The 14,334-nt window shown below is 67.5% G+C and carries 12 protein-coding genes; 6 read left to right on the top strand and 6 right to left on the bottom strand.

Translation table 11 applies throughout. The features are described from left to right. The first annotated feature begins 146 nt into the window (after nucleotides 1-146). A complete protein-coding gene (locus tag ACZ48C_RS22690) occupies nucleotides 147-1,493 on the top strand; it encodes an amidase (protein ID WP_464783066.1) in 1,347 nt (448 codons plus the stop codon). Here ACZ48C_RS22690 and ACZ48C_RS22695 read toward each other — a convergent pair. From ACZ48C_RS22695 to ACZ48C_RS22705, 3 genes are all read right to left on the bottom strand, one after another. Then, on the bottom strand, nucleotides 1,490-2,344 hold the full coding sequence (locus ACZ48C_RS22695) for a LysR family transcriptional regulator (RefSeq protein ID WP_464783067.1): 855 nt from the start codon (nucleotides 2,342-2,344) through the stop codon (nucleotides 1,490-1,492). The genes ACZ48C_RS22690 and ACZ48C_RS22695 overlap by 4 nt on opposite strands. 65 nt (nucleotides 2,345-2,409) lie before the next feature. After that, on the bottom strand, nucleotides 2,410-2,691 hold the full coding sequence (locus ACZ48C_RS22700; protein WP_245424752.1) for a chaperone modulator CbpM: 282 nt from the start codon (nucleotides 2,689-2,691) through the stop codon (nucleotides 2,410-2,412). 2 nt (nucleotides 2,692-2,693) lie between these two features. Beyond that, nucleotides 2,694-3,596, bottom strand: coding sequence for a J domain-containing protein (locus ACZ48C_RS22705; protein WP_318913037.1), 903 nt, complete (start codon nucleotides 3,594-3,596; stop codon nucleotides 2,694-2,696). A 202-nt stretch (nucleotides 3,597-3,798) separates the two neighbouring features. Between ACZ48C_RS22705 and ACZ48C_RS22710 the strand changes: the two genes are divergently transcribed. Continuing rightward, nucleotides 3,799-4,695, top strand: a complete 897-nt coding sequence (locus tag ACZ48C_RS22710; RefSeq protein WP_464783068.1) for a bestrophin family protein — start codon at nucleotides 3,799-3,801, stop codon at nucleotides 4,693-4,695. Nucleotides 4,696-4,876: 181 nt separating this feature from the next. Next, entirely contained in the window at nucleotides 4,877-6,970 is a 2,094-nt protein-coding gene (locus ACZ48C_RS22715) for an oxidoreductase (RefSeq protein WP_464783069.1), read from the top strand. Here ACZ48C_RS22715 and ACZ48C_RS22720 read toward each other — a convergent pair. Then, the gene (locus ACZ48C_RS22720) at nucleotides 6,949-7,221 is read right to left on the bottom strand and encodes a hypothetical protein (protein WP_464783070.1); all 273 of its coding nucleotides are present in this window, start codon (nucleotides 7,219-7,221) and stop codon (nucleotides 6,949-6,951) included. The two genes, ACZ48C_RS22715 and ACZ48C_RS22720, sit on opposite strands and share 22 nt — an antisense overlap. A gap of 41 nt (nucleotides 7,222-7,262) precedes the next feature. Here ACZ48C_RS22720 and ACZ48C_RS22725 point away from each other — a divergent pair, with 41 nt between their 5' ends. Further along, nucleotides 7,263-8,285, top strand: coding sequence for an LLM class flavin-dependent oxidoreductase (locus ACZ48C_RS22725; protein ID WP_464783071.1), 1,023 nt, complete (start codon nucleotides 7,263-7,265; stop codon nucleotides 8,283-8,285). 86 nt (nucleotides 8,286-8,371) lie between these two features. On the opposite strand, the gene ACZ48C_RS22730 is transcribed toward ACZ48C_RS22725, so the two are convergent. Both ACZ48C_RS22730 and ACZ48C_RS22735 read right to left on the bottom strand, forming a co-directional pair. Continuing rightward, nucleotides 8,372-10,318 carry a HAMP domain-containing methyl-accepting chemotaxis protein gene (locus tag ACZ48C_RS22730; RefSeq protein ID WP_464783072.1) on the bottom strand — a complete coding sequence of 649 codons (1,947 nt, stop codon included), beginning with the start codon at nucleotides 10,316-10,318 and terminating at the stop codon, nucleotides 8,372-8,374. Between the two features lie 182 nt (nucleotides 10,319-10,500). After that, nucleotides 10,501-11,505 (bottom strand): iron ABC transporter substrate-binding protein, encoded by a 1,005-nt coding sequence (locus ACZ48C_RS22735; protein ID WP_318913042.1) that lies wholly within the window; start codon nucleotides 11,503-11,505, stop codon nucleotides 10,501-10,503. A gap of 222 nt (nucleotides 11,506-11,727) precedes the next feature. On the opposite strand from ACZ48C_RS22735, the gene ACZ48C_RS22740 reads away from it, so the two are divergent. Together ACZ48C_RS22740 and ACZ48C_RS22745 are read left to right on the top strand one after the other, a co-directional pair. Continuing rightward, the gene (locus ACZ48C_RS22740; RefSeq protein ID WP_464783073.1) at nucleotides 11,728-13,296 is read left to right on the top strand and encodes an ABC transporter permease; all 1,569 of its coding nucleotides are present in this window, start codon (nucleotides 11,728-11,730) and stop codon (nucleotides 13,294-13,296) included. Beyond that, the gene (locus ACZ48C_RS22745) at nucleotides 13,293-14,327 is read left to right on the top strand and encodes an ABC transporter ATP-binding protein (protein ID WP_119255276.1); all 1,035 of its coding nucleotides are present in this window, start codon (nucleotides 13,293-13,295) and stop codon (nucleotides 14,325-14,327) included. Before ACZ48C_RS22740 ends, ACZ48C_RS22745 begins: the two co-directional genes overlap by 4 nt. The last annotated feature ends 7 nt before the right edge of the window (nucleotides 14,328-14,334 follow it).

The raw sequence follows: 14,334 nt of genomic DNA on the forward strand, positions 1-14,334 counted from the left end.
CGGGTTTCGCCCGGATACTTTGCCGCCTTCAAGACCGATTGCAAGAGGCGGCGCATGGATGACTCTTTCGCGTCAAGAAGGGCTGCGCGCCGCGTGAAATCCACTATTTTGATCCGGTCTGATTCGGCCATGGCGGGAGAAAAGCAATGCGCGCAACACTGAACGACCTTGCGAGGGACCTTGCGGCGGGCAAGGTCACCGCCGCGCAGCTCATCGAGGAGTCGCTGGCGCGCATCGCCGAGCCGGCGGGAGAAGGCGCACGCGCCTTCGTGAAGGTCCATGCCGAAAAGGCCCGCATCGCGGCGAAGGCCGCCGACGAACTGCGCAGGGCCGGCCTCGCCCCCTCGCGCTTCGCCGGCATTCCCATCGCCGTGAAGGACCTGTTCGACCTTGCCGGCGAGCCGACTCCGGCAGGTTCCACGGTGCTGGCCGATGCCGCGCCTGCGACGAGCGATGCGCCCGCCATCGCCCGCCTCAAGGCCGCCGGCTTCATCGTCGTCGGCCGCAACAACATGACCGAATTCGCCTTTTCCGGCGTCGGCATCAACCCGCATTACGGCACGCCGGCCAATCCCTACGACCGGGCGACCGGCCGCATTCCAGGCGGCTCCTCCTCCGGCGCCGCCGTCAGCGTGGCGGACGGCATGGCGGCGGCCGCCATCGGCTCGGATACCGGCGGCTCCTGCCGCATCCCCGCCGCGCTCTGCGGCATCGTCGGCTACAAGCCGACCGCCAGCACGGTGCCGCTTGCCGGCGCGCTTCCGCTCTCCTTCACGCTCGATTCCATCGGCCCGCTGGCAAACAGCGTCGATTGCTGCGCAAGCCTCCACGAGATCCTGAGCGGCACCTCGCTTGATCAGGAAAGCCAGCGGAGCGTCGCTGGCCTGCGCATCACCGTGCCGCAATCCGTCGTCTTCGACGGCATCGAGCCGCATGTGGCGAGAACCTTCGAGGCGGCCCTCAAGCGCCTTGCCGATGCCGGTGCGGTGGTGAGCGAGATCGCGCTGAAGGAATTCGAGATGGTCGGCCAGATCAACGCCAGGGGCGGCTTTCCGGCCCCGGAGGCGCTCGCCTGGCACCGCGACCTCCTCGAGGAACACGGCGAGGCCTACGACCAGCGCGTGCGGGCCCGCATCCTGCGCGCCCGCGAACAGACGGCGGCGGACTATATCGATATGCTGCACCTGCGCCGCGCCTATATCGAGGCGACGAACCGCGCGATCTCGGCCTATGACGTCCTCGCCATGCCGACCGTGCCGATGGTCGCCCCGGCCATCGGCGCGCTGGAAGCCGACAACGATCTCTTCGTGAAGACCAACCTCACACTGCTGCGCAACCCGGCGCTGATCAACATGCTGGACGGCTGCGCCATCTCGCTGCCGGTCCATGCCGAGGGAGAGGCCCCCGTCGGCCTCATGCTCGCCGCCGCCGGCGGCAAGGACGCCACGCTCCTTGCCAATGCGCGGGCGGTGGAGGCGGCATTGCGGCGCTAGAGCCGCGGCCCATCCCCCTGATGCGCGATCTGCTTGAGGCCGCGCAGCGCATCCTCCACGTCCCGCCGCCCCGCCGCCGCTTCGGGATAGACGGCATAGGCGGGATAGGTGAATTCGGGCGCGCCCTCGACGCGTTCGAGCTCGCCGGACGCAAGATGGCGCGCCACCGTTCCCTTGCGGAAATAGCCCATGCCGCCGGCGCGCAGGATGTAATGAAGGGCGAGCGGCCCGAAGCCCACCTGCAACGCCGGCTCGGCAAAGCCGGCAAGCCCATAGCCACCCTGCCCGGCGAACTGCGATCCCCAGTCGACATGCACATAGTCCGGCTCGCCGGCCTCGCCAGCCTTGCGCACGAGGACAAGTTCCTCTTCCTCGATCAGCTCCACCTTGAAGCCCGGCATCAGCTTGGGCGCATAGAGCACGGCGATGTCGAGCACGCCGGTACGTAACTGCTCCAGAAGCTGGTCGGGAACGCCGACCGCCGCGTGAATGGCGATCTCGGGACAGTTCCCCTTCATCCAGACCAGCCAGTCGAGCAGCAACGGGTTCCACAGGCTGACCTCGCCGCCGACCGCGACGACGGACGTGCGGCCCGGCGGAACAGTGAGCTGCTGGCGCGCCCGCTCCCACACCTGCACGAAGGACTGCGCGAAGCGTTCGAATTCCCGCCCCGCCGCCGTCAGCGCCGCGCCGTTGCGGGTCCGGACGAAGAGCTTGCGCCCGAGCGCCTCCTCCAGCGTGCGGATGCGTGCGCTCACCGTGGTCTGGGTGATGTGCAGCCGCTCCGAGGCCTTGAGGAAACTGCCCGTATGGACGATCTCAAGAAAGGTGCGCGCCCGATCGATATCCATGGAAAGCCCCGCTCGATGCAATTTTCTTGCAGCTATAGCGCATTCGGCGCGGCAGGGCTTGCCCTTTAATCCTTCGGTCGCTGCATTTCGCGCCGCAGTTCGGCAAGCGCCCGGCGCATGCCGTGCAGCTGGTCCATCAGATGAAGGATGACGTCGATGCCGGCCTCGTTCGCCCCGATGCCGGATTGCAGCTCGCCGATCAGCCGCGCCCGGGCGACATCGATTTCCGAAAAGCTCAGGCCCGACGGCGTCCTTTCCGGCAGAAGCCATTCCTGCTCGATCCACAGTTCCAGCACCGTCACCTTCAGGCCGGAGGTCTTGAGGAACTCGTCCTTGCTCATCGCCATGATCAGGCCTCCTCACGCGGATTGAACGCCTGCCCCTTTGCCCAGCCGGCCACGAAGGCCTCGAGCTCGGCATCGGGCGGGCTCGGCAGCACCACCTTCAGCTTGACGAACTGGTCGCCGAAGCCGCCGCCGCGCTTCGGCGCGCCCTTGCCCTTCAGCCGCAGCGTCGTGCCGGTGTTGGAGCCCTTCGGCACCGTCATCGTCACCGCGCCGGTCGCCGTGGGAACATGGACACGCCCGCCGAGCACCGCCTCGCTCAGGGAAACGGGCAGTTCGATGGTAATGTCGTCGCCCTCGCGGGAAAAGCGCGGATCGGCCAGCACCTCCACCTCGATCAAGGCATCGCCCGGCCCGCCCGTGCCGAGACCCGGCGCCCCCTTGCCCTTGAGGCGGATCGTCTGGCCGCTGACGAGGCCCGGCGGGATCTTCACGTCCAGCGTGCCGCCGTCCGGCAGGGTGATGCGTCTCGTGGCACCGGCGATGGAATCGGCAAAGCCGATCTCCAGATGGTAATGCCGATCCTCGCCGCGACGGTTCGCCCGCGCCTTCTGGCCGCGGCGCAGGAGATCGGCGAAGATGTCGTCGCCGTCCATGAAGTCGGCAAAGCCCGAGGCATCCGCATAGGGATGCTCCGCCTGCCCGCCGGCATAGTTGCGGTAATAGTCCTGGCGCGGCGGGCGCTCGGCGCCGGACGCGTCGATCTCGCCGGCGTCGAAGCGCTTGCGCTTGTCGGCGTCGCCCAGCAGGTCATAGGCAGCGGCGACCTCCTTGAACTTCTCCTCCGCCGCCTTGTCGCCCGGATTGAGGTCCGGGTGCAGCTTCTTGGCGAGCTTGCGATAGGCGCTCTGTATCTCGGCCGCCGTCGCCGTGGACGGCACGCCGAGAACCTCATAGGGATTTCTCACGACGGGCTCCGGAATGGATTGAACTTGCTCTCTATATTGGGCCGCAATGCGCGCTCGGCAACGCATCGCGCCCGCCTCCTGGTCTTTTTCTCACTACCTCGGCCGCAACCATTGCCCGAAGGCTTGCCACCCGCCAGGCAAGGTGAAAGAAAAGGCCGGCGAGCCGGATCGGTCCGCATCGCCCGCCGCAGCAGAGAAGCCCATGATCCTGCGCTCGAAGCCGAGCTTCAAAGACATTCTCTTCACCATCAACGGCTCGATCCTGCCGCGGATCGCCTGGCATCTCGTTGCCGTCGCGGTGCTGAGCATCGTCGCCGTCTTCGCCGCCCAGCACCATCCCGGCATCTTCGTCAAGATCAGCGCCATTCCCTTCACGCTGACGGGCATCGCGCTCTCCGTCTTCATGAGCTTCCGCAACAATGCCTGCTATGCCCGCTGGTGGGAAGGCCGCATGCTCTGGGGCGACCTGATTATCGCCGCCCGTTCCTTCGCCCGGCAGACCGCGCTTCTGGGCGAGGACGACCGGCGTTTCCTGCTCACCCATGTCTGCGCCTTCGCCGCCGGCCTTGCCGCCCGGCTGCGCAGCGAGGACGAAGCCGCCGCGATCGCCCGCTGGTCCGACACGGCCCCGCGCGACAACAGCCCCAATCCGACGAACGAGGTGCTCGACCGCATCGGCCGGCACTGCATCACGCTGATGCAGACGCACCGCATCGACGCGATCCACTATTCGGTGCTGGAAACCCAGCTTTCGGCGCTCGCCCGGGTGCAGGGCGGCTGCGAGCGGATCGCGATGACGCCGGTGCCCTTCGCCTATTCGCTGCTGCTGCACCGCACGGCGCTGATCTTCTGCATCACCCTGCCCTTCGCGCTGGCCGGTTCGCTGGACTGGTGGACGCTGCTGCCCGTGCTGCTCGTCGCCTATACCTTCTTCGGCCTCGAAGCGCTCGGCCACCAACTCGAGGACCCGTTCGGCCTCGAGCCGAACGCCCTGCCGCTCGGTGCCATGCTGCGCACGGTGGAGCGCGACATGCTTTCCCTGCTCGGTGAAGCGGAGCTGCCCGAGCCCGTCCAGCCGCGGAACCATGTGCTGGACTGAGCCGGAAAAGCGTAAAATCCCAGTCGCTTAACCCGGAGGGGCGGCACTCCTGCAACGAGCCGCCTGACTACGCGCCTGTATTATACATCCGTATAACAATTCTCTTGCCTGTCCCGGCATTCCCGATATGGTGGCCTCATCCGCGTGGCGCGCGGAGCAAATCGCTTCAGGATGGCATGACATGTCGCGAGACCCCCGCTTCGATATTCTCTTCGAACCCGTCAGGATCGGCCCGGTCACGGCGCGCAACCGTTTCTACCAGGTGCCGCACTGTTCCGGCATGGGCTACCGCTATCCCAATGCGGAAGCCGAGTTGCGCGGCATGAAGGCCGAGGGTGGCTGGGCGGTCGTCTCCACGCAGGAGGCGGAGATCCACCCGACCTCCGACCTGACGCCGGCCAACGAGGCACGGCTGTGGGACGAGGGCGACCTGCCGGCCCTTGCCGCCGTCACCGACAGCATCCACGCCCATGGCAGCCTTGCCGCCATCCAGCTCGTGCACAACGGCCTGCATGTCGCCAACCGCTTCAGCCGGATGATCCCGCTCGCCCCCTCCCATGTCATCAGCGACTGTCTCGATCCCGTGCAGGCGCGCGCCATGGACAAGACCGACATCGCCGACATGCGCCGCTGGTACCGCAACGCGGCCCTGCGCGCGAAAAAGGCCGGCTTCGACATCGTCTATCTTTATGCCGGCCACGACATGAGCGTGCTACAGCACTTCCTCTCGCGCCGCCACAACGACCGCACGGACGAATATGGCGGCTCCTTCGAGAACCGGCTCCGGCTCTTCCGCGAAATCATCGACGACACGCGCGAGGCCGTCGGCGACAGCTGCGCGCTCGCCATCCGCCTTGCCGTCGACGAACTGCTCGGCCCCTCGGGCATCACCTGCGAGGGCGAGGGCAGGGATATCGTCACCGCGCTTGCCGAGCTTCCCGACCTCTGGGACGTCAACCTCTCCGGCTGGTCGAACGACAGCCAGACGGCCCGCTTCTCCGAGGAAGGTTTCCAGGAGCCCTATATCCGCTTCGTCAAGTCCGTCACCACCAAGCCGGTGGTCGGCGTCGGGCGCTATACCTCGCCGGACAGCATGGTACGGGCGATCCGCCAGGGCATCCTCGATTTCATCGGCGCCGCCCGCCCCTCCATCGCCGATCCCTACCTGCCCAGGAAGATCGAGGAGGGGCGCATCGACGACATCCGCGAATGCATCGGCTGCAACATCTGCACCTCCGGCGACAATACCAACGTGCCGATGCGCTGCACGCAGAACCCGACCATCGGCGAGGAATGGCGCAAGGGCTGGCACCCGGAGATCATCCCGGCGGCGGCAACGCCCGAGCCCGCCCTCGTCATCGGCGGCGGGCCGGCGGGGCTGGAGGCGGCGCGGGCGCTCGCCCAGCGCGGCGTCGATGTGCTGCTGGCCGAAGGCGGCGGCGAATGGGGCGGCCGGGTGGGGCGCGAATGCCGCCTGCCGGGCCTTGCCACCTGGGGCCGCGTGCGCGACTGGCGCGTCGGCCAGCTGAGCGTCCGCCCCAATGCCGAACTCTATCTGCACAGCCCGCTTTCCGCCGAGGACGTGCTGCAATACGGCATCCCCCATGTCGCCATCGCCACCGGCGCGCGCTGGCGCACGGACGGCGCGGGCCGCACCCATCGCCGGCCGCTCGCCTTCCTTGCGGAAGGCGCCGTCGTCTCGCCCGACGCCATTCTCTCGGCGGGCGCTGAGGCCGTATCCGCCGATGGCCCCGTGGTGGTCTTCGACGACGACTGTTTCTACATGGGCAGCGTGCTGGCGGAACTGCTCGCCAGGGCCGGACGCGGGGTGACGTTCGTCACGCCCGAATCCCAGGTCTCCCCCTGGAGCCAGCACACGCTGGAACAGGGCCGGGTACAGAAGCGCCTCATCGAGGTGGGCGTTCGCATCGTCACGGCAAAGGCGCTCGCCGGCCGCACGAAGGACCGGCTGGACCTTGCCTGCATTTACAGCGACCGGATCGAGACCATCGACTGCGCGACGCTCGTGCCCGTCACCGCCCGCCTGCCGGACGAAACGCTCTGGCTGGAATTGAAGGCCCGCGAGGCCGAATGGGCCGATGCCGGCATCCGCAGCATCACCCGCCTCGGCGACTGCCTCGCCCCCGGCCTCATCGCCGCCGCCGTCTATTCCGGCCACCAATATGCCCGCAGCTACCAGACGGAGCCCGACCGCGATGCGGTCCCGTTCCGGCGCGAGGACATCGCACGGCTCTACGAACGCCACGCATCGTAGGCGTTCGGCGAAATCCGCGGGTGTGCGGCTTCGACGTCGCCGCTCTTGCCTTCTCCCCTCGGGGAGAAGGCGGTGGGAAAACGGCTTCCCTTCAAATCCCATGGCTCTACCCCGGCAAGGGGCCGCAGCACGCGAACATGCAGGCGCGGCGGGCCATTTTCGCGTCGGCAGATGCGGTCGCAAACCGTGAACGCACCGTTCTCTCCATCGCTCTTTTCAACCGTGGCACGATCACCCATCTTGCGGGACAACGTTTCCTCCCAACGGACGCTTCGCGTCGAGGCAGATATCCATGAAGAAAATCGGTTTCCTTTCCTTCGGTCACTGGACTCCCTCCCCCCAGTCCGAAACCCGCTCGGCCGGCGATACGCTGCTGCAGTCGATCGACCTTGCCGTGGCGGCCGAGGAGCTCGGCGCGGACGGCGCCTATTTCCGGGTGCATCATTTCGCGCGCCAGCTCGCCTCGCCCTTCCCGCTGCTCGCAGCCGTCGGCGCGCGCACGAAGAAGATCGAGATCGGCACGGCCGTCATCGACATGCGCTATGAGAACCCGCTCTACATGGCCGAGGACGCCGGCGCGGCCGATCTCATCTCGCAGGGCCGCCTGCAGCTCGGCATCAGCCGCGGCTCGCCTGAACAGGTCATCGACGGCTGGCGCTACTTCGGCTACGAGCCGCAGGAAGGCATGAGCGATGCCGACATGGGTCGCCGCCATGCGGAAGTCTTCCTCGACGTGCTGAAGGGCGAAGGCTTTGCCCAGCCTAACCCGCGGCCGATGTTTCCCAACCCGCCCGGGCTCCTGCGCCTCGAGCCGCATTCCGAGGGGCTGCGCGAGCGCATCTGGTGGGGCGCCGGCTCCAACGCCACCGCCGCCTGGGCCGCCAAGCTCGGCATGAACCTGCAAAGCTCCACGCTGAAGGACGACGAGACGGGCGAGCCCTTCCACGTCCAGCAGGCCGCGCAGATCCGCGCTTATCGCGAGGCCTGGAAGGAAGCCGGCCATGCGCGCAGCCCGCGCGTTTCGGTCAGCCGCAGCATCTTCGCCCTCGTCAACGACCGGGACCGGGCCTATTTCGGCCGCGGCGGCAAGGAGCAGGATTCCGTCGGCTTCATCGACGACAAGACGCGGGCGATCTTCGGCCGTTCCTATGCCGACGAGCCGGACCGGCTGATCGAGCAGCTTGCCGCCGACGAGGCGATCAGCGAGGCCGATACGCTGCTCCTCACCGTGCCGAACCAGCTCGGCGTCGAATACAACGCGCATGTCATCGAGGCCATCCTGAAGCACGTCGCCCCGGCCCTCGGCTGGCGTTAAACCGGCGCAGACGAAATGGCATCGCCCCCTTGAAGGGGCGATGCCTCGGTAATTCAGCGTTCAGCGCGTTCTATTCCCAGCCGGCCTCAGAACTCTTCCCAGTCGTCCTGCCTGTTGGCCGTCGCCTGTCCGCCGAAGGTGGACATCAGCTTGTTCACCATGCGCCGGGCCGGCGAGGGCGCGGGACGCGTGGAAGCGGCCACCGGCACGGGACGGGCGGCCAACGGCGCGGCGTCCCGTGTGTCGCCGAGCTGGAAGCGGGCGATCAGGTGGCGAAGGCGGTCGGCTTCCGTCGCCAGCGAGCTGCTGGCGGCATTGGCTTCCTCCACCATGGCCGCGTTCTGCTGCGTGACCTGGTCCATCTGGTTGACCGCCACATTGACCTGCGAGAGGCCGACCGACTGCTCCCTGGCGGAGGTGGCGATGGCGTCAAGCTGGCTGTTGATGGCGGCGACACGCTCCTCGATACCGGCAAGCGCCTCGCCCGTGGCGCTGACGAGCCGCACGCCGCTCTGCACCTCTTCCTCCGAATGCCGGATGAGGTCCTTGATCTCCTTCGCCGCCTTGGCCGAGCGCTGCGCCAGCTCGCGCACCTCCTGCGCGACGACGGCAAAGCCCTTTCCGGCTTCCCCGGCACGCGCCGCCTCGACGCCCGCGTTGAGGGCGAGAAGATTGGTCTGGAAGGCGATATCGTCGATGACGCCGATGATGTTGGAAATCTGCGAGGAGGATTCCTCGATCCGCTGCATGGCGTCGACCGCCTTGGTCATCACCCCTGCCGACTGGCGGGCGGATTCGTTCGCGGCCACCGCCATGGCGCGGGCTTCCTCCGTGCGGCTGGAGGAGCTGGAGACGTTGACGGTGATCTGGTCGAGCGCGGCGGCGGTCTCCTCCAGCGAGGCGGCCTGCTGCTCGGTGCGCTTGGAAAGGTCGTCGGCGCTGCCGGAAAGTTCGCGCGAGCCGGAATCGATGGCGGCGGTCGCCGCGGCAACGGCACCGAGCGTCTCGCGAAGCTGCGTGACGGCCGCGTTGAAATCGCGGCGAAGACCTTCGAATTCCTCGGCGAAGGGATTGGCGAGCGCCACCGTCAGGTCGCCGGACGAGAGACGTGTCAGGCCGGAGGCAAGACCCGCGGTCGCCGCCGCCATGGCCTCGGCACGCTGGCGGTCGATCTCGGCGGTGCGCAGGCGGTCGGCCTCGCGCGCCTCGCGGGCGGCATCCGCATCGCGGGAAAGCTGGCGCGCCCGCAGCCCCTCGTCCTTGAAGACCTGGACGGCCTTGGCCATGGCGCCGACCTCGTCCCCGCGGTCGCTGCCTTCGATGGCAACCGTGAGATCGCCGCCGGCCAGAACCGTCATCGTGGCTTCCAACTTGCGGATCGGCAGCACCAGCCAGCCGCGGATCGCGACATAGCCGAGGCCGATGACGGCGAAGAGGCCGATGAAGACCGAGGCGAGCATGGTCTTCACCGTCGAGGCGGTCATGATTTCGAGGTCGAGGCTCTTGCGGTCCGCCTCATCGACGACGAGGTTGGTTTCCTCCGTGAAGCGATCCGCCAGGGCCCCGAACTGCGGCTGGCAATCCGCCGTGAAGACGTCCTGCGACTTGACTATATCCGCGCTGACGGTCGCTGCGCCGGCAAGCGCGATGGCGGGGCCGCAGATATCGTTGAGGAGGCGTGTGCCTTCGTCCCTGAGGCGGCCCAGCGCGGCATTTCCGGGCATGGCGGCCATCGCCTTGCCCATGAATTCCTCGAATTTGGCCTTGTCGCCCTGCAATTCGGCGAGGGCGGCGGCGTTGCGTTCCGGATTGCGGGCGATCATCAGGTCGCCAATGGAGCCGCGTGCAGCCTGCAACGCGCGGTTGGCGCGCGCCATCATCAGCGCCGCCTTGGATTCATTGTCGAGCAGAGCGGTATTCGCGTCGTCGATATGCTTGACCTGGAGACTGCCATAAATGGCGACGGCGAGCGAAAAGGCGCCGAAAATCGCCATGATGACGATGAATTTGCCAATGATCGGGATATTTTTCATGGAACTGCTCGTAGTAGAGTGGCACGTACCACTCTTTTTCCGGGTAGTTCCTAAAAAAGTAATTAAATCGGCGATTGTTTTTCAGCAAACTTTCAATCAACCGCCAATGCAGCCTCCCCGCCTTGGCAGGGCAAGCCGCAGGTTGTGCTGCGCGCCCGCCTTGGAGCGCGCAGCACGGCCGCTCAAAACAGGCCGGCGGCGGTCATCAGTTCGACGACCTTCTTGTTGTCGAGCGTCGAGGCCTCGACCTTGGGGGCGTCGAGGTCCTTCAGCGGCACCAGCTTGGGATTGGACTCGCCGGCGATCGCATATTCATAGGACGTGCCGTCACGCAGGATGGCCTGACCGCCCTTGCCGGTGATCCACTTGAGGAAGGCCTGTGCTTCCTTCTGGTGCTTGCCGGACTTCAGCACGCCACCGCCCGAAATGCTGACGAAGGCGCCCGGATCCTGGTTCTTGAAGTAATGCAGCGCGACATTATTGCTGTTCTCGCCGGTCTTCGCCTGATCGCCGAACCAGTAATAGTGATAGATGACCGCGCCCTCGATCTCGCCGGCATTGACGGCCTTCATGGCGACGCTGTTGCCCTTGTAGGGCGTGGCGTTTTCCTTCATGGCCTTGAGCCAGCCGGCCGTCGCCTCCTCGCCCTTCAACTGCAGGAGCGCGCCGACGATCGCCTGGAAGTCCGCGCCGGCCGGAGAAGCGCCCCAGCGGCCCTTCCAGGCGGGATCGGCGAGGTCCATCATGGATTTCGGCAGCTTGTCCTCGGCCAGCTTGGTCTTGTCATAGGCGAAGACCGTCGAGCGGGCGGCGATACCCGTCCACATGCCGTCCGCCGGGCGGTATTCCGCGGGCACCTGATCGAGCGTTTCCTTGTCGACCGGCGCGAAGCGGCCGGATTCGTCGAGCAGCACCATCGCCGGAGAATTCTCCGTCAGGAAGATGTCGGCCGGCGACAGGTCGCCCTCTTCCAGGATCAGGTTGGCGAGCTGCATGTCGCTGCCCTTGCGCACGACGACCTTGATGCCGGTCTCCTTGGTGAACGCCTCGATCCAGGCATTGCCGAGCGCTTCGTGCTGGGCATTGTAGACGACGAGTTCATCGGCTTCCTGCGCGCGGGCGCCCGACGCCAGCATCGCCGTTGCAAGCGATAGCGCCGCGAATGTTACCCGGATCGATTGGTTCATGACAGTCTCCTTCGTGGATCGTGGCTGCGCGGGCGGCGGAGGCGGGTCTGCAACTCCGGCGCCGGCAATTGCGCCCTTCCAATAGCCGAATGCGGCCTGCGGCACCAGAAACCATTGCGTTTTACTCAAGAAATCCTTAGGGCAGGGGCAGGCCGCCATTGCCGCGCAATGGGGACCGGCTCCTCGTGATGGCATGAAGGCACGGCCTTGTTGCAGCAGAATATGGCAGAAACCCTCGATAGCGCCTGGCCGGTGCCCACAAGGCGGCGGACGGCCCGCATTCCCTATGCTCCTGTCGTGGTGCTCGCCATGCTGGTCGCGCTGGTCAGCCTCGTGCCGCTCGGTTTCATCGCGCTCGTTACCTACGATGTCGGCTGGGAGACGGTGAAGACGCTGGTCTTCCGACCGCGCGTCGGCGAGCTGGTGCTCAGCACGGTCTATCTGGAGCTTCTCACCATTCCGCTATCGATCGCGGTTGCCGTCGGCATGGCCTGGCTGACGGAGCGCACCGATATTCCCTTCCCGCGCCTGTGGGCCTGGCTCGCCGTGACGCCGCTCGCGGTGCCGGCCTTCGTGCACAGCTACGCCTGGGTCAGCCTCGTGCCGGGCATGCGGGGGCTGGCAAGCGGCGTCTTCGTCGCCGTCATTGCCTATTTCCCCTTTCTCTACCTGCCGGTCGCCGCCGCGCTGCGGCGGCTCGACCCGGCCGTGGAAGATGCCGCGGCCTCTTTGGGGCTCGCCCCGACCGCTGTCTTCTTCCGCGTGGTGCTGCCGCAGCTTCGCATCCCCATCTGCGGCGGCTCGCTGCTGATCGCGCTGCATCTGCTGTCGGAATACGGCCTCTTCGCCATGATCCGCTTCGATACGCTCGCCACGGCCATCGTCGATCAGTTCCAGTCCTCCTATAACAGCCCCGCCGCCAACATGATCGGCGGCGTTCTGGTGACGTGCTGCCTGCTGCTGCTCGGCCTCGAAGTGCTGCTGCGCGGCAACGAGCGCTATGCGCGCGTCGGCGCCGGCACGGCGCGGCCGAACGATCGGCGCCGCCTCGGCCGGCTGCGGCTGCCCGTCATGCTCCTGCCGCTGGGCCTTGCCGTGCTCACGCTCGGCGTGCCGCTCGCAACGCTCTGCCGCTGGCTCTGGGTCGGCGGGCTCGGCATCTGGACCGGCGGCGTGGCGCAGGCCGTGCTCCAGACCATCGTGCTGGCGCTCGCCGGCGGCGTCCTCGCCACCGTCGCCGCCTTTCCCATGGCCTGGCTTTCGGTGCGCGCGCCCGGCCGGCTGCAACGGGTGCTGGAGGCCTGCCACTACTATGTCGGCTCGCTGCCCGGCGTCGTCGTGGCGCTGGCGCTCGCCTCCCTCACCGTGCGCTACCTGTTGCCGCTCTACCAGACCTTCGCCATGCTGCTCGCCGGCTATATCCTGCTCTTCCTGCCGCGTGCCATGGTGGGCCTCAGGGCCAGCATCGCGCAGGCTCCGGTGGAGCTGGAACGCGCGGCCATGGCGCTCGGGCGCACGCCGGGACAGGCGGTGCGGCAGATCACGCTGCGGCTTGCCGCGCCGGGGGCCGCTGCCGGCATCGCGCTCGTCGCGCTCGGCATCGTCAACGAGCTGACGGCGACGCTCATGCTTTCGCCCATCGGCGTCGAGACGCTCGCCACCCGCTTCTGGTCGCTGACGAGCGAGATCGATTATGTCGCGGCCGCGCCCTATGCCGTGATGATGGTCGTGCTTTCCCTGCCGCTCACCCTTCTCCTCCATGCCCAGTCGAAAAGGACGGCCGGCCAATGACGCTGCTCGATCTGGAAAACATCAGCCGGCGCTACGGGCCGGTGCGGGCGCTGGACGGGGTGAACCTTTCGGTGGCCACCGGCAGCCGTACGGCGGTGGTCGGCCCCTCCGGCTCGGGCAAGACGACGCTGCTGCGCATCATCGCCGGCTTCGAGCTTCCCGATACGGGCCGGGTGCGCTTCGACGGCGCGCTGCTGGCCGACGGGCCGGCGGGCGTGCCGGCGCACAAGCGCGGCATCGGCATCGTCTCGCAGGACGGCGCGCTGTTCCCCCATCTCAGCGTCGCCGACAACATCGCCTTCGGCTTCGAGCGCGGCGCGCCCGACCGGGAGAAGCGGGTGGAAAGCCTGCTGGAGATGGTGGAACTTGAAGCCGCGATGGCGACCCGCCGTCCGCACCAGCTTTCCGGGGGGCAGCAGCAGCGCGTGGCGCTCGCCCGTGCGCTCGGCCGCCGGCCGAAGCTGATGCTGCTGGACGAGCCCTTCTCCGCCCTCGACACCAGCCTGCGCGAGAACATGCGCAAGGCCGTGGCGCGCGTGCTGCAGGCCGCCGGCATCACCGCCATCCTCGTCACCCACGACCAGACCGAGGCGCTGTCCTTCGCCGACCAGGTGGCGGTGCTGCGCGAAGGGCGGCTGGTTCAGGCCGGCCCCCCGCAGGCAATCTATCACCAGCCGCGCGACCGCGAGACGGCGCTCTTCCTCGGCGACGCCGTGCTGTTGCCGGCCATCATCAAGAACGGATTTGCCGATTGCGCGCTCGGACGCGTGGCGGTCGACGGCGACCATGCCGGCAAGGCGGAAATCATGCTGCGGCCGGAACAGATCCGCGTCGCCGTGGACGGCGCAACGCCGCAGAACGGCGGACGCGTGGTGGACGTGCAATTCGGCGGCGCGGTCTGCACCATATCGGTGGCGCTCGCCGACACCGCCCTGCCGCCCATCGTGCTGAAAACCTCCAGCGTCGCCCTGCCCTCGCCCGGAAACCTCGTGCGCCTCGACGTCGCCGGCAAGGCGCACGTCTTCGCCTGACGGGCAC

This window comes from Shinella sp. 1A1, from assembly GCF_055379515.1.